Source organism: Desulfobacula sp. (assembly GCF_030611305.1).
Lineage (GTDB): Bacteria > Desulfobacterota > Desulfobacteria > Desulfobacterales > Desulfobacteraceae > Desulfobacula.
Map to the genome: position 1 here is coordinate 1 of NZ_JAUWQB010000011.1, position 20,601 is coordinate 20,601.

A 20,601-nucleotide genomic window follows, 5' to 3' on the forward strand; every position below is an offset into this window, starting at 1 on the left:
AATATATAAAAAAGCAAGAAGAAGCTGATCGAAAAATTGATCAGTTGGAGTTATTTTGACCACCTTTAGGTGGTTCATGGTTTTTTGACCGCTTTGAGCGGTTCACAATCAAGCCTCCGGGTTTACCGGAGGTCATTGACTGCAGATTGAATTAAACAGAATAAAAGGTCTTAATTGACCAAGATGGAGATCTACAATATGAATGATACCCATAAGGAACCCAAAGGAGTTGGTAAGAGCAGCTTTGAATTAATCGATTCAAATATATTAAGGGATATTTTACCAGTGGGGTCTGGATCTGTTGTCCTTGATTTAGCCTGTGGTAAGGGTATTTATTCTATGTTCCTGTCCGAAATTGTAGGTGATCAAGGCTTGATTTATGCTGTAGATCTATGGAAAGAGGGGCTTACACTTTTAGAGGAGCAAATTGAAATCCAGGATATCACCAATATCAAAATCCTTCTACTTGATGCTACTGAACAAATCGATATTGATAATTACAGCGTGGATGTATGCTTGATGGCCACTGTCCTACACGATTTTGAAGAAACCAATAAAGCCGGTGCTGTTTTAAAACAAATCAGGGGCTTACTCAAGCCCGGCGGATGTCTTGCCGTTATTGAATTTAAGAAAATTGATGGTCCTCCCGGCCCACCGATAAGGATACGATTGTCTGAAGATGAAGTTGAAAAAATGATCACTGGCTATGGATTTAAAAAAGATAAAACTGCTGATATTGGTGCTTATAACTATTTGATGACGTTTCGGTCAAAATGAGCCGGAAATATATGTCAACAGAATCCGGGTAGAGTTTTTTTCTGCTTGACTGTAAATCACAAATTTATTATTCGCTGATCTATGAAGCAAATCATTGAAAATATTTATCATGTGGGCGACAACGAGTGCTCTGTTTATATGGTGGATACACAAAGCGACCAGGGATTGGTCCTGATTGATGCAGGCATGAATCTGGATATGATCAAGCAAATTGATTCCCATGGGGTGCGGTTTGAAGATATCCAACATTGCATCCTGACCCATTGCCACATTGACCATATCGGTATCTGTGCTGAATTAAGTCGGGAATTGCCGGACATCAAATTTTATGCCCATGAATTAGACGCGATTCCAATTGAAGAGCCTGACCATGACGGACGGACAGCAGCATCCTGGTACGGAGTAAGGTTTGAACCTGTCAAATTGTATCAGAAATTTCGCTCAGATACTGTCCTCAGATTTGGCAGCTACGATTTCCAATGCATCCACACGCCAGGCCATACACCCGGATCAATATCTGTTCTCGTTGAATTAGAAGGTAAAAAAGTGTTGTTCGGCCAGGATCTACACGGCCCCTTTAATGAAAGCTTTTTATCTGATCTACAGGATTATCAGATATCCATGCAAAAACTCCTGGATTTGGAAGCAGATATTCTATGTGAAGGACATTTTGGCATTTTCCAGCCGGGTAATCTGGTCAGACAATACATTGACAAACACAAGCACCAGAATCAGCCCTGATTAAAACCAGCTTTATCTGGAATATGAGGGCATGTATGTGGGAAAAGATTAATTAGAGAGCATGGATAATGGAAAATGACTTGATATCAAAACAGCAGCTTGAACTATTGACCCGGGAAGCAAAAAGGCTTGGAGCAAGTGCTTCGGCTATTATATCGTCCAAAGAGATTCTGGTGAAAGATGATTTGGCAGCACTTTGTAACGGAGAGTATCCCTGCCCAAATTATGGGCTTGCAGCAAGCTGCCCACCCAATGTGGAAGGCCCGGTCGAATTTAGAAAGTGGCAGGCACAGAGCAATTATTCCATTACCGTGAAAATAGAATTGCCTGCATCAGTCATGTTTTCCGATGAGCGTAAGGGTGTGATGCAACTGCTTCATCAAATTGTAGCAGCAATAGAGCACAAAGCCATTGAAATAGGTTTTGAAAAATCAAAAGCGTTTGCCGGCGGATCATGTAAAGAATTGTTTTGCGACGATCAGGAAAAATGTTGCGTTGTAGCAGAAAACAAATCCTGCCGTCATATAGAGTCTGCTCGCCCATCCATGTCGGGTTTTGGTATCGATGTCACCCAGTTGATGATGTCTTCCGGGTGGGCGGCCCAGAAAGCGAAAGATGCAAGTTTATCCAATAAAGATGCCATAAGCTGGGTGGCAGGACTAATCATGCTTGCCTGAAATGCATGAGTTTATTGATAGTTTTATGTTCAGTTTATTGAATTTTCAATAGTATACGTCTTTAGACTTTCTTAAACTGGGCAGTAGCATCAAGTGCATCAATGGCTTTTTTAAACAGAATGTTTTTCTTCTCTTTTTCAATCCAATATGATCGGTCATTAAAACAGGGATACGCATTCGTACAGAGAACAGGCCGCTGCTCAAATGACAAGAAACATCCGGTTTTAAGTAAAACAGGACACTGGTCTTTTCTATTGTTGCAGATCAATTTTGCCAACGCCGCCTGCTGTTCTTCCGGCATATGAAATATTGCAATAAAAAAATCTACATGGGATAGGTTTCTCGGAAAATGCCATTTGCAGCAGTCTCCCCTGCATGTGGGAATGGATGCTTTGCACGCTTGAGAATATCCTTTTTGAGCTGCAATAGTTTCCATCTGATATTTTAAGGCGATGATTTCCTTGACCTGTAATTCGGCAAGTCCTATCTCATTTTGGGATAATTTTTGGAACCCACGCATTGCTATCATCAGATTTTTGTGCATTTCAGCCTGTACTATTTGCATTTTTCAAGACCTCTTCCATTGCATTCTATTGTTGTTTTTAATATAGTTTAACACAAAAAAGATCTTGAACTGAAATATATATCAATTATTTGCAAAGGCTTATACAGATGGACACTCTCTATAGTTCGACTAAACCACCGACTCTTAAGATATATCATGAATTAATGGCAAACAAGGTGGGTGAAATCCTCCTGGTATCCTGCCCGTACGATGCATTTATCATGGAGGAGGAAGGTCGTCTTTCAACAAGGATTATTAATGAGTACAAAGGGCTTAACCTTTCAAAGCCTCCAAGACTTACATGGGTGTCTTCGGCATCAGAGGCATTTGGGATGCTGGAAAGTAAGAGATTTGATTTGATTCTTGCCATGCCGAGCCTGGATGGAATGGATGTATATTCCTTTGGTGAACAAGTAAAGAAAAGATATTCTGACCTGCCCTTTTTCATGTTGCTGCATAATACCTGTGATATTGATAAATATATTGGCGTGGATAATTCAACGGCTATTGACCGGACATATATCTGGGGTGGGAATGCCGACCTTTTGCTGGCCATTATCAAGAATTTTGAAGATGAAATGAATGTTGCCTTTGATACCAAGAATGCCAATGTCAGGGTGATCATCCTGGTGGAGGATTCTCCGTATCATTATTCTTCTTTTTTACCGGTGCTTTACAAACAGATTGTGATGCAGACCCAGTCTGTTATCGAGGACTCCATTAATGAAGAACACAGGCTGTTAAAAATGCGGGGTCGGCCTAAAGTATTGGTTGCCCATAATTATGAAGAGGCCATTGCCCTTTATGAAAAGTATAAACCATATCTGTTGTCAGTCTTTTCAGATATGCGGTATTTAAAAAACGGAGTGGAGGATGAATCCGCCGGATATAAGCTTCTCACAAAGATTAAAAAGGAAATTCCGGATTTGCCTGTATTGATTCTGAGTACGGAGAACCATAATAAGGAAAAGGTGGTTGATATCCCGGCAGTATTTATCAATAAGAATTCAAATAATTTAAATGACCGGATTAAAAATTTTTTTGTATCATATCTCGGGTTCGGTGCTTTTATTTTTCGACTGCCCAATGGAGAAGAAATTGCCCGAGCAAGTGATTTAAGGGCCATTGAAAAACTTCTGCCTGAAATTCCTGATGAATCCATTGTCTATCATGCCATGAACGATGATTTTTCAAGATGGTTCATGGCCAGAAGTGAAATTGATTTCGCACTTAAGCTGAAGCCTTATAAGATCAGTGATTTTCCAGACCCCCAGGACATGAAGAAATTTTTAGTTGAGAGTATTCATGCCAGGCGGAAGGGATCAAGACAGGGACAGATTATTGATTTCGATTCTGAAAAGTTTGATTCAGATACGGATTTTATGAAAATCGGGAACGGATCTCTTGGCGGAAAGGCCAGGGGGTTGGCTTTTATGGCATCCCAGATAAGGCGGGACTCTTCTTTGCGGGATAAGTTTCCAGACGTGGATATCAGCATTCCCCAGACCTTTGTGATTTCAACGGAAGGGTTTAAAACGTTTATTGAAGAAAATAAACTGGCAAGGCTTCTTGAGTCTGATGAGGAACTGGAAGACGACCATATTGTTGAGCAGTTTGTCCAGGCCAGATTTCCAGACTGGTTGGAAAAAAACCTTCAAGCCTATTTACAGAGTGTCAGATATCCCATTGCCGTCAGGTCCTCCTCCCTTTTTGAAGACGCCCATTATCAGCCCTTTGCAGGACTTTATAATACCTATATGCTCCCCAACTCCCACCCAAATCTTGAAAAGCGGCTTGAACAGCTGATTATGGCAATTAAACTTGTCTATGCTTCTACGTATCTCAAGGCGCCAAGATCCTATTCAAAATCGACCATGCATCGAACCGAAGATGAGGAAATGGCTGTAATTCTCCAGCAATTGACCGGCATGGCGCATAAAAATCTTTTTTATCCTGTAATTTCAGGCGTGGCCCAGTCCTATAATTTTTATCCCATCTCCCATTTAAAAGCAGAAGAGGGTATTTCCTATATTGCCATGGGGCTTGGAAAGATTGTCATGGAAGGCGGTAAGACCTTAAGATTCTGCCCCAAATATCCTCAGTTCTTACCCCAGTTTTCTATTGTAGACGATATCCTTGAAAATTCCCAAAAATATTTTTATGCACTGAAACTCGACGAATTTCCGGATGCCGATAAATTTATATCCGGCTCCACTGAAGACTCAACCCTTGCAAAACTCGATTTAATTGATGCAACCGATCATCCGATTATCAGGTTTTTATCCTCCACCTTTTATGTCCAGGACAACAGGATCAGGGATTCTTTTTCCAATAAAGGCTTCCCGGTATTAACCTTTGCCAATATTTTAAAATACAATTCTTTTCCCTTGGCCCAACTTCTTGAAGAGGTCACCAAAATCGGCAGCAAATGGATGGGGTCTTCTGTTGAAGTCGAATTTGCAGTTAATTTATTGGAGGATGAAAATCAGAAACCACAATTCTCGTTACTTCAAATCAGACCCATGGGGAGATATAAACAAAATCTCGGTGTTAAAATTGGAAAAAAAGAAATTTCGGAGGCATTCTGTTATTCTACGCTTTCGCTTGGGAACGGAGAATACAAGGATATCTATGATGTGGTGTATGTGGATCCTGAAACCTTTGACGCGGGAAAAACAATTGAAGTCGCTGCGGAAATAAACAAAATCAATGCCCTGTTTAATGAAAATAACAGAAAATACGTTTTGATCGGCCCTGGCCGGTGGGGATCATCAGACCGGTGGCTGGGAATTCCTGTGGTCTGGAATGATATTTCAAATGTGGGGGTGATGCTGGAAACCACCATTGAAAGCATTAAGGCCGATCCTTCCCAGGGATCCCACTTTTTCCAGAATATTACTTCCCTTGGTATCAGTTATATTACCATATCAGATAAGGGAGATGATTTTATTGATTATGAATTTTTCAGGTGCCAGACATGTGAAAACACAACAACCTATTTAAAGCATATAAAATTTGAAAATCCCATAAAAATTCTTGTGGACGGAAAGACATCACTGGCAGTATTGATGCCCTATAAAAACGATGATCCGGATTACACGATGGATGACATCCCGGTCATTGATTCATGATAAAGCCCATGGTTTTCGCATCAATATTACCCCCGCTTAAAATAATCCCGGTCTTTTTTTTGGGTGCAATCTTTTTGCTGAGAAGAGCTGCAAGGCCAAGGACACCGGAGGGCTCTACTACAAGCTTCATTCGAAAGAATAGAAATTGTACCGCATGGATAATATCTTTTTCCGAAACTGCGACCATATCGTCAACATGTTCCAATACCAGGGGAAAGGTTATTTTTCCTAAGGATGAAGTTCTTGTGCCGTCGGCAATGGTAGCGGGATTTTTCACCGTGTGAAGGATCCCGGTTTTAAATGACCGACAGGCATCATCTGCAAGTTCCGGTTCTACGCCAATAACTGTGCAGTCAGGATTCACACCTTTTGCAGCAATGGCGCTGCCACTTAAAAGTCCTCCGCCACCACAGGGGGTTAACAGCATGTCAAGGGGGCCTGCCTGGTCAAATAATTCCAAGACAGCGGTTCCCTGACCAGCGATGACATCCAGATGGTCAAATGGAGGGATCATTGTCAGCCCCTGTTCTTTCTGGATTTTTAACGCAAGACCTTCCCGGCTTTGGGTTTGAGGGTCATATTCAATTACATTGGCACCATAGCCTTTTGTCGCGGCAAGCTTTATGGCAGGGGCGTTACCGGGCATGACAATGGTTGTTTTAACATTGAGCATCTTTCCCACCAGGGCCACAGCTTGAGCATGATTCCCGGATGAATAGGTGATGACTCCGTTTGATTTTTCTTCGCCGGAGAGCTTTGAAATACTGTTAAACGCACCCCGAAATTTAAACGCACCTGTTTTTTGGAAATTTTCACACTTTAAATGAACGTCGGCGCCCACAAGGTTGTTCAATGTCCCGGATGTCATGGTGGGTGTTATATTGGCATAGCCTTCTAATCTCTCACGGGCCTTGATGATCCTGCTAAACATTGATAGACTCCCTCAAGTTTATTGTTTTGGAGTCCATTATTCCAGGTTGTCTGTGATAAGTAAATATTTTTGGCGTCTATTTTTTAAAGAATAAAAATCTTGCGTTTGCTTTAGAAAATGGATTGCTTTAAGTTAAAGAGAGTTCTTTATTGTAAATATTATGTAGTCTTTTTCTAAGGATCTTTTTTCAATGGAATTTTTCAATAATTTTTCAAAATTTTCAAAGGGGTTTGACAATTGCATTACAACCATTGATTCCCATACTGAAGGGGAATCCACGCGTCTGATCGTCAATGGTTTGGGGGATATCAAAGGAAAAACCATGATGGATAAGCTTGAATGGTTTAAATCCCGATATGATCATATCCGGTGTCTTTTGACAAAAGAACCCAGGGGTCCCAAGATTCTGGCAGCTCTTGTGACCGGAAATGTTACTCCTAATGCAAAGTTTGGACTGATATACATGGATGCCAAACGATATCCCTATCTTTGCGGGCATGCAACCATTGGTGCCGTAGCAACCCTTGCAAGAGCAGGTTTCCTTGTGCTTGAACAGGGGGAAAATTCTGTGCTTGTGGATACCCCGTCAGGGCTGATGGAGGCCAGGGTGTTTGTTCAGGAAGATACGCTCGATGCTGTGGCCATCAATATGGTGCCCTCCTTTGTTTATGCTACAGATCAAGAGATCAAGGTTGAAGGGTTTGGAACGATAAAAGTGGATCTTGTCTGTACAGGCGGTTTTTTTGCCATGGTCGATTCACATCAAATCCGAATGGAGCCGGTTTTGGAAAATAAGGAATTTTTAACGGATCTGGGCATGAAAATTATTGATGCTGCCAATGAACAGCTTACCGTGTCCCATCCTGTCAGGCCGGATGTCAGAACCATTGATGTCACAGAATTTTATGATTCGCAGCATGATGAGGGAAACGCCTCTGGCAAAGGCATGGTCATTTACGGGGAATCCCATGCAGACCGATCTCCCTGCGGTACCGGCACGGCTGCGAAACTAACCCTGCTTCATCATTATGGAAAAATCAAAATGAATCAGAGATATATTAATTACAGTCCTCTGGGTACGTCTTTTGACGCGATGCTTGTAAAAAAGAAAAAAATCGGGTCTGTGGAGGGTTTTGTTGTGCAGATTAAAGGCATGGCCTATTTAACCGGTGTTCATCATTTTATCGTTGAAGAAAATGATCCCTTTCAACAAGGCTTTATCATGTAATGAAAACTGTTGCAGATATCATTTTGCATAATGGCAATATTCAAACCCAGGATGGTTTTCATCCAATGGCCCGGGCCGTTGCCGTATCAGGCAAGAGGATTTTAAGTGTCGGGTCTGACAGGGATATTTTGGGTTTGGCTTCAAGCCACACACAAGTGATTGATCTTGATAACAGATTGGTATTGCCGGGATTTATTGATACCCACTTTCATTTTTATGAGTGGGCGTTGAACTATGACAGTATTGATTTTTCACGGGTCGGCTCGTTTAAGGAAATGGAAAACGCTGTTTCAAACAAGGCCCTGGCCCTTGGCGAGGGTAACTGGGTGTTGGGCCAGGGATTTAATGAGTCGGACTGGCCTGAAAATAAAATACCGGATCGGTATGATCTTGACAGGATTGCACCCAATAACCCGGTTTGTATCTGGAGATGTGACCTTCATTTGTCTGTTGCCAATTCTCTTGGCTTAAAGCTTGCCAAAATCGGTTTTGAAACCCCTGATCCAGAAGACGGTGTGATTGCAAAGGATACATCCGGCCGTCCCACAGGTGTTCTAAAAGAGCTTGCCTCAAACCTGATCAGGAATGTCCTGCCTAAACCTTCCCGTGCAGCCGTGCTTGAAAATATGCAAAAAGCCGTAGGCGATGCCCATAAATTTGGACTTACATCCATCCATGATATCCGGCTCATGGGAGGACTTGACGGCGCAGATGCGTTAAAGGCATGGCAGCAGCTTCATCGGGAAAACAGGCTTCATATCCGTTGTCATGTGGCTCTTCCCGGGGAAATGACAGACCAGGCCATTGATTTAGGGCTTTGTACAGGGTTTGGGGATGACCTTTTAAAGATCGGTTATTTAAAGTTTTTTTCCGACGGAGGCATGGGCGCAAGGACCGGCTGGATGACAAAAAAATATCTTGATGCAGAATTTGGTATGCCCTTAACCCCGGTTGCGGATATTGAAAGGGCTGTGTTAAAAGCCGATCAGGTCGGATTGAGCGTCATGGTGCATGCTGTTGGTGACCGGGCCAACAAAGAAATTATAGCCATGTTCCAGAGGATTGAAAGCCATGACCGGACCCGGTGTATAATCCCCCATCGAATCGAGCATGTTCAGATGATTCTGCCCGAAGATCTTGAAAAACTTTCAACGTTGAAAAACATTGCTGTCTCCTGCCAGCCCAACAACTTAAGCCTTGATATCTCCATGATTGATTCCTGTGCAGGGCCCAGAGGAAAGTATGCCTATGCCCTGAAAAATATTTTAAAAACAGGTGTTCCCCTGATGCTCAGTTCTGATGCCCCTGTGGCAGATCCCAATCCTCTGGCAGGGATTTATTCTGCTGTTACAAGAAAAAGAATGAATAAGACCCCGGAGAAGGGATGGTATGTGGAGCAGGCACTCAGTGTTGAAGAAGCCGTTAAAGGGTATACGATCACCCCGGCTGTGGCGTCAGGGACAGGGGATTGTCTGGGGTCCATTTCAAAAGGAAAGATTGCGGATATCATTGTTCTTGACCAGGATATCTTTAAGATTGATCCTGATGGGATCGCTGATACAAAAGTGGATATAACCCTTTTTGATGGAAGAATTGTCCATGAAAGATGAATCATCACACATGACCACGACATATCTTCAAACGATTTTTAATCGGTCGGCTGATGGTTTGATGATCTGTGATGCCAAGGGAACAATCCTAAAGCTTAATCGTGCGGCTGAAATCTTAAACGGGGTAAAGGCATCTGAGGTTCTGGGAAAAGATGTTAGAACCCTTGTAAAAGAAGGACAGATTGACAGGTCAGCCACCCAGGAAGTCCTTGAAACAAAACGCCAGGTCAGTGTAATTCAGACGACACCGCGATCAAAATATACCTTGCTGGTTACGGGAACCCCGGTTTTTGATGATCACCATAATATTGTTTTTGTTGTTATAAATGAACGGGATATTTCTCTTATTGAAAGCATGAGAAAGGAGCTTGCGCTTGCACGGCAGGAATCTGAAAAAATTAAGGATGAGTTGACCGAGTTAACCCTGCTTGAATTAAAAGAGAACAATATTGTGGCCCAGAGCGATTCAATGAAGCAGACTTTAAAGCTTGCCTTAAAACTATCTGTTATTAATGCTTCCAATATTCTGATCCAGGGAGAATCCGGGACAGGCAAAGGGTTGCTGGCAAAATTCATTCATAAACACAGGACGGGGAGTAAAATGCCGTTTATTCAGATCAATTGTGCAGCCCTGCCTGAAAACCTTCTAGAGGCTGAATTGTTTGGATATAAAAAGGGAGCGTTTACCGGAGCCAGTGAAAAAGGAAAGATAGGTTTGTTTGAATTGGCATCCGGGGGCACGATTTTCCTTGATGAAATCGGGGAAATGTCCATCGGGGTACAGGCCAAGCTGTTGAAGTGCCTGGATGATCACGAAATTATGCCTATTGGTGGTACCGTCCCAAAAAAAATAGAATGCTCGATTATTGCCGCCACAAACCAGGACCTTGACTCCCAGACATTCAATAAGAAGTTCAGGCTGGATCTTTTTCACAGGCTTAATACATTTACGCTTTTGATTCCACCATTGAGACATCGGCCTGAGGATATTCTTGAGCTGGTTCGAATAACCCTGAAAAAATATAACAAACAATACAATCGCAGAGCACGTATCGGTTACAAGGCTTTTGAGACACTTCAAGCTTATGACTTCCCGGGGAATGTCCGGGAACTGATCAATATCATTAAGCAGGCCATTGTTATGTGTGACAGACGGTCTTTGGATGATTATCTGGTAAAAGCATTAAACAAGATCACGCCCCTTGGAACAAAAGTGCAACCAATGAAAGAAGGCAGCACTCTTTCGGATAAAATATGGGCGGTTGAAAATGAAATATTGATGCAGGCAGCTATGAAATGCCTTACCACCAGGGAGGCAGCCAGCTTTTTGGGAATCAGCCAGCCCTCTGTGGTCAGAAAATTTAAAAAGCACGGGATTGCTATTATAAAAAAGTAACAGTGATCCGTTTTTGTATCAGGCATGTGGATAAGCCTTCTATTTAAGGCTTTGGATGGATATAATTTTGATCCATTTTTAAATCGGATTATATATTCAATTATTTTAGATGGTTGAATACATATTGATGATTCATATGTAAATCAAAATAGATTTTTTACAATTATTAAAACTTTTCTGAAATCAAAATCCTTTTAATTTCAGATAGTTAATAAAAAAATTAATATATGGTACAAGAATTGCACCGAATTAAAATTTTAAATGCAGCTAAAATCGTATGAACTAGTAATAAGGTATAGGATGGTTGAATGAAAAATAAATCTTGGAAGCCCTGGATTTTATTATCCCCCTCTTTGATAGCTGTCTTTCTCCTTTTGGTTATACCCATCTGTTTTGTGATTGTATATAGTTTTTGGCTCAGAGCACCAAGTGGTGCGGACATCCCCGCCTTTCAATTTGGTAATTATGCTAAATTTTTTGCAGATTTTTTTTATCCGTCCATCCTTTTAAATACACTTCGTGTTGCCCTTGAAACGGTTATTTTATGCCTGATCCTGGGCTACATCCCGGCATATTTTTTTTATAAGACGGAATCCCGGTTCAAACCCTTTCTCATGATACTGGTCATGCTGCCATTCTGGATCAGCTTTATCATCCGGACCTTAAGCTGGATAAACATCCTGGGAGATTCCGGGTTGATCAATCACCTGCTGCTGAAGTATAATATCATCTCCACTCCTTTGGCCATGCTGTATAACGAAGGGGCCGTCATCATGGGCCTTTTACAATACCTTTTGCCATTCATGATTTTAAATATTTACGTCAGTCTTGATGGCATTGATAAAAGCCTGGCTGAAGCGGCAAAAAGCCTTGGATGCACAGAATGGCAGGCCTTCAAAGAAGTGACACTTCCTTTAAGCCTGCCAGGTGTGAGTGCCGGGTGCCTGCTTGTTTTCGTGTTGACCTGCGGGACATACCTTCCCCCGATGATTCTAGGTGGTCCTGGAAATGAAATGATCGCAAACCTGATCTTCAAGCGGATAATCGGAACCCTTGACTGGCCGTTTGGTTCGGCCATCAGTGTTATTTTAATGGTGCTGTTGATGGTCATTGTCTACACCTACAACCGATATATGGGCATCGGCCAGATATTTAAAACACTAAGCAATGAATCGTAACAATGGGTCGTAACAGGGAAGAAATATGAAAAAATTTATTTCAGGATGGTCATTGATAAAAATATTTACACTCCTGGTTTATATTTGGATGTTTACCCCGATTATTGCCGTTGTCCTTCTCTCATTTAATCCCCAGCAGTTTGGATCATTCCCAATGGAGGGGTTCAGTTTCAAGTGGTATGTAAAGCTCTCGCATAATTCAACTATTTTGGATGCCTTTAAGAATTCCCTGGTGCTGGGGTCCTGCACAGCGGTATTGGCCACGGCTTTTGGCGTGCCTGCCGCCATGGCGTTTATTCGATATGAGTTTAGGGGCAAGGAATTTTTAAACACCCTTTTAATTGCACCCATCATGATTCCAGAGGTTGTATTGGGGGTTGCTTTATTGTTATTTATCAGGTGGCTGCAACAACCAAAGAGTTTTGCCCTGCTGCTCATAGGTCATGTGGTTTTAACCCTGCCCTATGTCCTTCTTATTGTCCAGGCAAGACTTGTAGGAATTAAAAAGGAATATGAGGAAGCCGCATTGTCCCTTGGCGCAAACCCGTTTCAAACATTCAGGGAAATTACGTTTCCCTTGCTGGCACCTGCGATCTTAGCTGGAATGCTGTTCGCCTTTACCATTTCCTTTGATGATGTAACAGCAACGCTTTTCTGGGCCACGGCACAGAATCAGACCGTTCCTGTGAAAATATTCGGTATGCTGCGAAACTCCATCAGTCCTGAAATTAACGCCCTTGGTGCGGTCATGATTGTTCTGACGGTTTCGACCCCTCTTCTTGCAGGATATATCTCAAGAAAGTTTGCAAAAGGAATAGGAAAATAAACAAAGGTTTAAGCATCAAGGCGGCACATAATATTATTAGTTTAATTCTAAGGAAAAAGGAGAAAAAGAATGGGAAAAGATTTGAAGAGAAAGTTTGATGATGTTTATGAAAGTTATCAGCAAGGCAACATTTCAAGACGTGATTTTGTAAAATTTCTTGGCATTTCCGGCGCTGCATTGGGACTGATTGGCGGTCCTTTTGGGCTTGTACAAAACGCATTTGCTGCAAAATCAATTACCTTACATTCCTGGGGCGGGTCAACCTCTGAAGCATTAAGAAAATTTGCATTTGATCCTTTTACCAAAGCCACTGGAGTTAAAGTGATTGATGCTGCATTTACGGGTATGGCTGCATTTTTAACACAGGTAAAAGCCTCTTATCCACCCGGCGGAGAATTTAATATCGCCCATTTAAGCGCTGTTTATGATTATGCCCGCTACACAGATCTCGGGTTTGGTGTTGAACTGGATGAAAGTAAAATACCCAATCTCAAGAATGTAATGAGCAAAATGACCAACACCCTGAAAGGAATCAGTAAGGGAACTCTTTCTGCCGTGCCTTATGATTTAGGCCAGACAGGTATTGCCTATAATACAGATAAAATATCCAAGGAAAAAGCTGAAAAACTTGGTGCATCTTTATTATATGACAAGAGCCTTAACGGAAAACTTGGATCATGGGGTGGAGACCACATCACCAACATGTGGTATGCAGCGCTTCATACGGGACAGGACCCGAACAATATCAAAGACGAGAAAGCAGTCTGGGCGGCTTTGAAAGAACAAAGAGGCATGATTAAAAAATATTGGGCATCCGGTTCCGAGCTGATGAGTCTTCTGGGAAATGGTGACATCTATGCCACTGTTGCCTGGTCAGGCAGGGTAGGATTACTGCAGAAAGAGGGGCATCCAATTGGATATCTTGCACCGGAAGGTACTTATTCCTGGATGGAATACATGTATGTCCTTAAGGGGACAGACCTTGACGTGGCTCAAAAGCTACTCAATTTTATGCTTGAACCCGAAGCTGCCAAAGCCGTTTCCATAGGCATGGGCTATCCGCCAAGTCTTGACCCGACAAAAATTGCCATGCCGGATGAAATCAAAAAATTACCGGCATTTGACCCTACAGGCACGTTAGAGGGGTATAAGTTTGCAGATCCTGCATATTGGAATGCCCATCAACTTGACTGGGCTGAAAAATGGGACAGGATTATGGCCGGCAAGTAAGTTAATCACAAATGTCTTCAGACCCCGGCCTGGCCGGGGCCTGAAGATTAATTTGCCCGAAGATTACTTTAATGGATAATTTGGGAGCGTATGGCTTTGAAACAGGAAAAAGACCCTGCATTTGTAAAATTTACCGGGATTGAAAAACGGTATGGAAAAGTTGTTGCAGTTAAAAAGATGGACCTTGAAATTCCGGAAGGGTCCCTGGTAACACTTTTAGGCCCCTCTGGATGCGGCAAAACAACACTTTTACGAATGCTTGCAGGCTTGGAGGAACCAACCCATGGAGATATCTATATCAAAGGCAAACGGATCAATGATACTCCGATCCACAAAAGAAACTTAGGGATGATATTTCAGAACTATGCACTTTTTCCCCATAAAACCATTTTTGATAATGTGGCGTTTGGACTTAAGTACAGGAGTGCGTCAAAAGCCATTATGAAAGAAAAAGTTGAAAAAGCTCTGGAAACAGTCCGGCTTCCCGGAGTCGGGGACAGGATGCCATCCCAGTTATCAGGTGGCCAGCAACAGCGTATTGCTCTTGCAAGAGCCATTGTTATTGAACCGGATGTGTTGTTGATGGATGAACCCTTATCAGCTCTTGATGAAAATTTAAGGGAAGATATGAGAAGAGAGATTGACAATCTCCAGCAGGCTTTGGGAGTGACCACTATCTTTGTTACCCATGATCAGAGAGAGGCATTGTCCATGTCAGATAAAGTTGTGGTTATGAAAGACGGTTTTGTTCAGCAGGAAGGTGATCCTGAAGAGGTTTATAACAATTCGGTCAACCATTTCGTTGCAGATTTTCTAGGGCATTCCAATTTTCTCAATGCCATTGTAAATGAGAAACAAGACGATTATTTGAGTGTAACCCTGGAAGATAACACTACCTGCCTTGCGGTTCCGGCAGGAACATTTAACAAAGGGGACAAGGTGGAAATGGTAATCCGGGCGCAAAAATTTAACCTGGGTTACAGAGCCGACCATGTTCCGGAACAAGGGGAGAATGTTTTTTTCGGAAAGATTGTGGATCGCAGTTATATGGGAGGAGAAGTCAGTTATTTTATAGAACTTGAAAACAAGCTTGTGCTGCATGCAATAAACTTTGTCAAACGATCTCCATATCGGCGGGGTGATGAGGTTTTTATGAAAGTTATGCATGAACACTGCCGGTTACTTAAAATTTGATGACGATAGATTTTTCAGGGCATAAAATGATCCGAAAAAGTTTTGGCTGGATTAAGAAACATCTTGATCCTTCAATGAGCTATATTATTTTTGAAAATGATTTAACCAAACAGCGTCTTTCTATTTTTTCCGAATCCCTTATCGCATATCAATATTTAAAAAAGGGAAATTATGCCTGGAAAAAAGTTTATGATTCCAAATACTCAAAAGAATACCTGGTCATAAAAATTGATCCGGAAAATGAAGATGAAACATTGGGAAAAGTCCTGGGATATGGATTCCCTAAAGATACTGTATACTATTTGTACAAGGCCGAAAAGAGGTTGTATTGAGTTTGATGGAACCCGTTAGGAAAAAGATCCGTAATGTGGATGTTTCCGGACGGCTTGGAAATGAAATTTTTGTTTAAAGGAATATGGTAATGGAAAGTTATGATCGTTCAATAAACATAGTGTTCAAACATTCAGGGAAAAAAATAGAAGTCGGTCTTGCCGCTTTGACAAAAACCGTGATTGAATTTTTTGATATCTATGGGACGAAAACGCTTGCAGGAAAACAATTCTGCAGCATCACAAAAGAGGGCGATGGGGTGTACAAATTTTCCAAGCTTTTGGAAAAAACAGGATATCCAAATGATCCGGCAGGTTTTTTTACTGAGGTTTTATCGGTCATTGTTAATGGGGAAATGAAAAAGATAATAGTGAATCAGATTGAGATTCCTCATCTCATGCTCATGGCAATCCTTGAGCAGGTACTCCCGGGATATGGATATATTTCCATTAAAAATACCCATCAGCTTGAGCAAGCCACTCATCTTGCCGTTCCTGAAAAAGACCGGGAACAACTCCAGCAGGTGATTGAAACATATCCGGTAAGGTTGTCACGCCATACCATTCGTCAGATGCTGGTATCAAAGGATGTGGCTTATCAGTATCTGCCGTTTATCGAAGAGCTGGATTCCGGCGGTCATACCAACACCTGGATTGGCCAGTTCCATGACGGCCTCTTGGAACAGATGTACCAGAACCGGGTCATCTTTCTTTTAAATATGGCCTGTCCCGTTTATTGCAGGTTTTGTTTCAGAAAACATAAAGATTCCAGGAATGAAAAAAACCCGACGGTGGAGGGTGTTCAAAAAGCGGTCCGGCATGTAAAGGATTCGCCATCCATCAAAGAAATTGTTGTTACCGGAGGTGATCCCTTCATGAACAGGGCCAATATGGCGGCTACCATAGACGGGCTCATGCAGGTGGATCATGTTCAGACTCTCCGTCTTGCCACACGATCCATTGCTTATTATCCGGATCTTTTCCTTGAAAATGAAGGTGCTTATCTGAAATACCTCAAGCAAAAGAATTTTGAACTTCAGCAGCACGGCAAAAGGATGGAAGTGGCCACCCATTTTATTCATCCGGATGAAGTGTCGCCTGAAAGTCTTGAGATTATAACCGATCTTGTCAACAATGGCATTGCCGTGTATGTTCAGACTCCGTTTTTGAATGACTGCAATGACAAAGGCCCTGAACTGGTAAGACTTTTCAGCCTGTTGCGGGGCGCCGGTGCCGAACTTCATTATATTTATATTCCCTGCAGTCCCATCCACGGGAACAGCATTTACTGGAGTTCTTTGTCCCATGGGATAAAGATTGCCAATCATCTTCGGGCTCACCTGTCTGACAGGATTATTCCCAGCATCTGTACGGCAACCCCCATTGGAAAAATTGACTGGTATACAAGTGGATGGGCAGTGGAGAAGGTGAAAGACAATGAGAATTTTGTCTGGATCAGAACGCCCTATACACCGGGTTATTTTAAAGCCTTTGCCCCCCTTGCCGCTGAGCTTGACAATATAAGGGTCAATGATGAAGGCACCATTGATATTCAGTATATGGCGCAGATCGGGGATGAAACTCTTCTTCATGGGCCCAGACCCAAAAGAATTGCCAATGAAAAAGAGTCTTTATCTGCTGGTGATATTGAAACCCTTAAATTTATTTTAGTTAATGAAAGACAGACAGGGTCATCCATTGTAAATACGGGTTTTGAAAAACTTTCGCGGCTCCACGAAACCAGGGTTGAGATTGATGCTCTCGCATCTGAAAGCGAGATCAATTATATCAGATCAGATGACAGGATTACAGATGTCATTATATCCTCGTCAAAGGATGCCATAGAATCTCTTTTTTATATTAAAAAACTCATTAAAGACTTAAAGGATATTCCCCATGTAAATGCCGTCCGGCTTTTAAGCATGAAGTTTAACAATGAGCCCCAGGCTTATACACGGGCTGTGATCAATACTCTTGGGGATTTGAATAATCTTTGTGTGGTGAATCCTTTAAGACTGGAAATCGAAACCTGGTTTACCCTGTCAGATGAGTTAACCGATGCCCATACAAAACTTGCCGGAAGATTAAACAACAAGGGCATAACCGTATATTGCAATACCGCTCTTTTAGGGGGTATCAATGATTCAGATGAACATATCCATTCTCTTGCCTATAGTGTACGAAAAGCAGGAATCGAATTTCATCACCTCTATGTTGCAGGGCTTCCCATTCAGCAAAAATGGAATATAGACCACCCAGTGGATTCCTATGATGTAGTTGATATTGCCACAAAAGTCAGAAGAGAAGGATCAGGAAGAGAGATCCCGAGATATATGATTGCAACCTGCTTAGGGGAAGTGGATTATGGCCTGACATCATCTTTTGTTCACGATAATGGTCAACTAAAGATAAAGCCTGGTTGTTATGATTTGTTCTATTATAAAAATTTGGATGAAAAGTTTGTGCTTCCCAAAGGCGTTACCACAGATGATGATGGATCTCTTGTGGTGCCCATAGAAGGGCTTATAAAAACAAGCGAATTCCCTGTTTCCTAGGTAAAACAAAATGATGAAATATCCCTATATCGCATATAGTGAAAAAATTAAGATTCACCCCATCTTTAAAAATTTGACAGGTGATCCCCTGGTCGTAGACATGTCGATTTACTCGACTCTTTTTGATACCATTGATGTCAGGGATCAGAAAGGGTTCCAGAAGCATCTGGATGATGATATGAAAAACAGATACTCATGGGGGGTTTCGTCCTATCTTGAAAATCGGGAAATTGTATTGTCGCAATGCCCCCAGATGGTTGAGGAACAACGGTTTTACCATCTGGGTCTTGATGTAATTGTTTCTCTGGATACCCCCCTGCATTCCCCTTTGGATGCAAGGGTTATGGAAAGTGGATATGAGGCGGGCGAAGGAAATTATGGCGGCCACGTCCTTTTAATGCATCAAAGCCCATATTTTGAAATTTTTTACAGCTTTTACGGCCATTTAAATCGGGAAAGGCTCCCTGCCATTGGTACAGAATTTTCGGCCGGAGAAGCCTTCTCCTATATCGGGGATTTCCATGAGAATGGGAACTGGTTTTACCATACCCACCTTCAGGTCATTACTCAAAAAGGACTTGAACAGGGATATCTTTCCAAGGGATATTGTGCAGCCAAAGACCTGGCTATAATGGAGTCCTTATGTCCGTCGCCTTTGTCCCTGTTCAAAATTTGATCACGTAACCTGTAAATGGAGGTATGCCGTGGATGTTAACCAGATTCTCCCACAGGTTGATCTTCCCCCAAATATGATCCACCTGGGATTGGGGCAGCCGAGCAACCATTTACTCCCCATAAAAGAGTTGGAAAAAGCGGCTGGTCATTGCTTGTCAAAAGAAAATAGTTTTTTTCTTGCCTATGGAGAAGAAAGGGGCAATGCTAACTTCAGGCAAACCCTGGCTGATTTTTTAACCGGCCAATATCCAAATCCAGTGGATCCTGGACAATTGTTGATCACCAATGGAAACTCTCAAGCCCTGGATTTTATCTGCACATTGTTTACCCGTCCCGGAGATACAGTGCTGGTGGAGGAACCCAGTTATTTTTTGGCTCTAAGAATATTTGTCGATCACAAACTCAACCTGGTGAGTATCCCCGTGGATGATAACGGGATGGTAACAGATGTCCTCAAAAAAAAGCTTGAAACCCTGAAGCCTTCCTTCCTGTATACCATTCCCACTTATCATAATCCTGCCAGTGTTACCCTGTCTTACAAACGGCGGCAGGACCTGGTTAAAATTTGTGCACAAAAGAATTTGCTGGTGCTGGCGGACGAGGTCTACCATTTTCTCAATTATTCTGATGATCCGCCCCCTCCCATGGGCAACTGGATCGACAAATGCCCCTTGATCAGTCTGGGATCATTTTCAAAGATCCTGGCACCGGGCTTAAGACTGGGATGGATGCATACAAGCCCTGATTTAATTAAAAAAATGGCAAAGTCCGGTGTTTTAGACAGTGGCGGCGGTTTTAATCCCTTTACGTCTGAAATTGTAAATTCAGTCATTTGCCTCGGGTTTTTAAAGGCCAATATCCAACGCCTCAAAAACGTCTACAGTCAAAGGATTAAAATTTTCTGCGATCAATTGCGCATGCACCTGCCGGATCAGGCAGTGTTTAAGGTTCCAAAGGGCGGATATTTTATCTGGGTGCGGTTACCGGATGGTATTGATACCAATTCGTTCAGGCAAGCAGCCCGAAAACAGAATGTGGATTTTCATCCGGGATCTGTGTTTTCACACAATAAAGGATTAAAGAATTACATGCGCCTTTCCTTTGCTTTTTATGATGAAGAAGTGCTGGCAGAAGGTGCCCGCAGGCTTGGGAAAGTGATTTCGGAAAACTTATCTTAACCCTGGTTACAAAGACTTGATTGCCGTTATAGCCATTTTTTTTTTAAAGTCTGAATACAGAGCTTTATAGCCAGTTATGTAGCGAGTTACTCCGCCTTTTTTTAAAATCCCCGATAGTTTTTCGTATAGAATGATCATAGACTTGAGGAGGCACTAAACAACGAATAAAGGCCTAATGAAAAATTGTAAAATCAAGAAAAACAAAAATTGGAACTAAAATGAATAGTTATGGAAAATATAAGGGAATATTCGACTCAAGAATTTTTTTACCGAGATGCAATGTTTCTTAAAGTTTTGATATCATAATATGGGCCTGGATTCAAGGTTTTGTTCGGCCCGTGATGAACTTGATTCAGTAACCTTTCCATAGATTGATCATC

17 protein-coding genes are annotated in these 20,601 nt (G+C 42.1%); 15 read left to right on the forward strand and 2 right to left on the reverse strand.

All coding sequences use genetic code 11. The features are described 5' to 3' along the window. Positions 1 to 198 precede the first annotated feature (198 nt). The 3 genes from QAI40_RS03410 (at position 199) to QAI40_RS03420 (ending at position 2,195) form a co-directional block, all read left to right on the forward strand. Positions 199 to 777, forward strand: coding sequence for a class I SAM-dependent methyltransferase (locus QAI40_RS03410; RefSeq protein WP_299980999.1), 579 nt, complete (start codon positions 199 to 201; stop codon positions 775 to 777). An 81-nt stretch (positions 778 to 858) separates the two neighbouring features. Further along, the gene (locus tag QAI40_RS03415; protein ID WP_299981001.1) at positions 859 to 1,518 is read left to right on the forward strand and encodes an MBL fold metallo-hydrolase; all 660 of its coding nucleotides are present in this window, start codon (positions 859 to 861) and stop codon (positions 1,516 to 1,518) included. Positions 1,519 to 1,586: 68 nt separating this feature from the next. Continuing rightward, positions 1,587 to 2,195 carry a DUF2284 domain-containing protein gene (locus QAI40_RS03420; RefSeq protein WP_299981003.1) on the forward strand — a complete coding sequence of 203 codons (609 nt, stop codon included), beginning with the start codon at positions 1,587 to 1,589 and terminating at the stop codon, positions 2,193 to 2,195. Positions 2,196 to 2,256: 61 nt separating this feature from the next. Here the strand turns inward: QAI40_RS03420 and QAI40_RS03425 are convergent, their stop codons facing one another. Further along, on the reverse strand, positions 2,257 to 2,760 hold the full coding sequence (locus tag QAI40_RS03425) for a hypothetical protein (protein ID WP_299981005.1): 504 nt from the start codon (positions 2,758 to 2,760) through the stop codon (positions 2,257 to 2,259). Between the two features lie 107 nt (positions 2,761 to 2,867). Between QAI40_RS03425 and QAI40_RS03430 the strand changes: the two genes are divergently transcribed. Further along, positions 2,868 to 5,891, forward strand: coding sequence for a PEP/pyruvate-binding domain-containing protein (locus tag QAI40_RS03430; protein WP_299981007.1), 3,024 nt, complete (start codon positions 2,868 to 2,870; stop codon positions 5,889 to 5,891). On the opposite strand, the gene QAI40_RS03435 is transcribed toward QAI40_RS03430, so the two are convergent. Further along, complete coding sequence (locus tag QAI40_RS03435) at positions 5,878 to 6,822, reverse strand: threo-3-hydroxy-L-aspartate ammonia-lyase (RefSeq protein ID WP_299981009.1); 945 nt, start codon at positions 6,820 to 6,822, stop codon at positions 5,878 to 5,880. The two genes, QAI40_RS03430 and QAI40_RS03435, sit on opposite strands and share 14 nt — an antisense overlap. A 190-nt stretch (positions 6,823 to 7,012) precedes the next feature. Between QAI40_RS03435 and QAI40_RS03440 the strand changes: the two genes are divergently transcribed. The 11 genes from QAI40_RS03440 (at position 7,013) to QAI40_RS03490 (ending at position 20,221) form a co-directional block, all read left to right on the forward strand. Further along, a complete protein-coding gene (locus QAI40_RS03440) occupies positions 7,013 to 8,050 on the forward strand; it encodes a proline racemase family protein (RefSeq protein WP_299981011.1) in 1,038 nt (345 codons plus the stop codon). Further along, complete coding sequence (locus QAI40_RS03445; protein WP_299981013.1) at positions 8,050 to 9,660, forward strand: amidohydrolase; 1,611 nt, start codon at positions 8,050 to 8,052, stop codon at positions 9,658 to 9,660. The genes QAI40_RS03440 and QAI40_RS03445 overlap by 1 nt, the downstream gene beginning before the upstream one ends. After that, complete coding sequence (locus tag QAI40_RS03450) at positions 9,650 to 11,056, forward strand: sigma-54 interaction domain-containing protein (protein ID WP_299981015.1); 1,407 nt, start codon at positions 9,650 to 9,652, stop codon at positions 11,054 to 11,056. The genes QAI40_RS03445 and QAI40_RS03450 overlap by 11 nt, the downstream gene beginning before the upstream one ends. A gap of 308 nt (positions 11,057 to 11,364) precedes the next feature. Beyond that, the gene (locus QAI40_RS03455) at positions 11,365 to 12,234 is read left to right on the forward strand and encodes an ABC transporter permease (RefSeq protein ID WP_299981017.1); all 870 of its coding nucleotides are present in this window, start codon (positions 11,365 to 11,367) and stop codon (positions 12,232 to 12,234) included. Positions 12,235 to 12,259: 25 nt separating this feature from the next. Then, positions 12,260 to 13,060, forward strand: a complete 801-nt coding sequence (locus tag QAI40_RS03460) for an ABC transporter permease (protein ID WP_299981019.1) — start codon at positions 12,260 to 12,262, stop codon at positions 13,058 to 13,060. A 69-nt stretch (positions 13,061 to 13,129) separates the two neighbouring features. Continuing rightward, positions 13,130 to 14,290: an extracellular solute-binding protein gene (locus tag QAI40_RS03465; RefSeq protein WP_299981021.1), complete on the forward strand. Its 1,161-nt coding sequence runs from the start codon at positions 13,130 to 13,132 to the stop codon at positions 14,288 to 14,290. A 90-nt stretch (positions 14,291 to 14,380) separates the two neighbouring features. Next, positions 14,381 to 15,484 carry an ABC transporter ATP-binding protein gene (locus tag QAI40_RS03470; RefSeq protein ID WP_299981023.1) on the forward strand — a complete coding sequence of 368 codons (1,104 nt, stop codon included), beginning with the start codon at positions 14,381 to 14,383 and terminating at the stop codon, positions 15,482 to 15,484. A 26-nt stretch (positions 15,485 to 15,510) separates the two neighbouring features. Continuing rightward, entirely contained in the window at positions 15,511 to 15,816 is a 306-nt protein-coding gene (locus QAI40_RS03475) for a hypothetical protein (RefSeq protein ID WP_299981025.1), read from the forward strand. An 89-nt stretch (positions 15,817 to 15,905) separates the two neighbouring features. Then, a complete protein-coding gene (locus tag QAI40_RS03480) occupies positions 15,906 to 18,368 on the forward strand; it encodes a radical SAM protein (protein ID WP_299981027.1) in 2,463 nt (820 codons plus the stop codon). Between the two features lie 10 nt (positions 18,369 to 18,378). Beyond that, positions 18,379 to 19,044, forward strand: coding sequence for a hypothetical protein (locus QAI40_RS03485; protein ID WP_299981029.1), 666 nt, complete (start codon positions 18,379 to 18,381; stop codon positions 19,042 to 19,044). Positions 19,045 to 19,072: 28 nt separating this feature from the next. Then, positions 19,073 to 20,221: an aminotransferase-like domain-containing protein gene (locus QAI40_RS03490; protein WP_299981031.1), complete on the forward strand. Its 1,149-nt coding sequence runs from the start codon at positions 19,073 to 19,075 to the stop codon at positions 20,219 to 20,221. Positions 20,222 to 20,601 lie beyond the last annotated feature (380 nt).

Excerpts from the sequence above, each read along its gene's own strand:
- QAI40_RS03485 (WP_299981029.1), top strand. The coding sequence starts at position 18,379 with ATGATGAAATATCCCTATATCGCATATAGTGAAAAAATTAAGATTCAC.
- QAI40_RS03435 (WP_299981009.1), bottom strand. The coding sequence starts at position 6,822 with ATGTTTAGCAGGATCATCAAGGCCCGTGAGAGATTAGAAGGCTATGCC.
- QAI40_RS03410 (WP_299980999.1), top strand. The coding sequence starts at position 199 with ATGAATGATACCCATAAGGAACCCAAAGGAGTTGGTAAGAGCAGCTTT.
- QAI40_RS03445 (WP_299981013.1), top strand. The coding sequence starts at position 8,050 with ATGAAAACTGTTGCAGATATCATTTTGCATAATGGCAATATTCAAACC.
- QAI40_RS03470 (WP_299981023.1), top strand. The coding sequence starts at position 14,381 with ATGGCTTTGAAACAGGAAAAAGACCCTGCATTTGTAAAATTTACCGGG.
- QAI40_RS03430 (WP_299981007.1), top strand. The coding sequence starts at position 2,868 with ATGGACACTCTCTATAGTTCGACTAAACCACCGACTCTTAAGATATAT.
- QAI40_RS03475 (WP_299981025.1), top strand. The coding sequence starts at position 15,511 with ATGATCCGAAAAAGTTTTGGCTGGATTAAGAAACATCTTGATCCTTCA.
- QAI40_RS03425 (WP_299981005.1), bottom strand. The coding sequence starts at position 2,760 with ATGCAAATAGTACAGGCTGAAATGCACAAAAATCTGATGATAGCAATG.
- QAI40_RS03440 (WP_299981011.1), top strand. The coding sequence starts at position 7,013 with ATGGAATTTTTCAATAATTTTTCAAAATTTTCAAAGGGGTTTGACAAT.
- QAI40_RS03480 (WP_299981027.1), top strand. The coding sequence starts at position 15,906 with ATGGAAAGTTATGATCGTTCAATAAACATAGTGTTCAAACATTCAGGG.
- QAI40_RS03455 (WP_299981017.1), top strand. The coding sequence starts at position 11,365 with ATGAAAAATAAATCTTGGAAGCCCTGGATTTTATTATCCCCCTCTTTG.
- QAI40_RS03420 (WP_299981003.1), top strand. The coding sequence starts at position 1,587 with ATGGAAAATGACTTGATATCAAAACAGCAGCTTGAACTATTGACCCGG.
- QAI40_RS03415 (WP_299981001.1), top strand. The coding sequence starts at position 859 with ATGAAGCAAATCATTGAAAATATTTATCATGTGGGCGACAACGAGTGC.
- QAI40_RS03465 (WP_299981021.1), top strand. The coding sequence starts at position 13,130 with ATGGGAAAAGATTTGAAGAGAAAGTTTGATGATGTTTATGAAAGTTAT.
- QAI40_RS03450 (WP_299981015.1), top strand. The coding sequence starts at position 9,650 with ATGAAAGATGAATCATCACACATGACCACGACATATCTTCAAACGATT.
- QAI40_RS03460 (WP_299981019.1), top strand. The coding sequence starts at position 12,260 with ATGAAAAAATTTATTTCAGGATGGTCATTGATAAAAATATTTACACTC.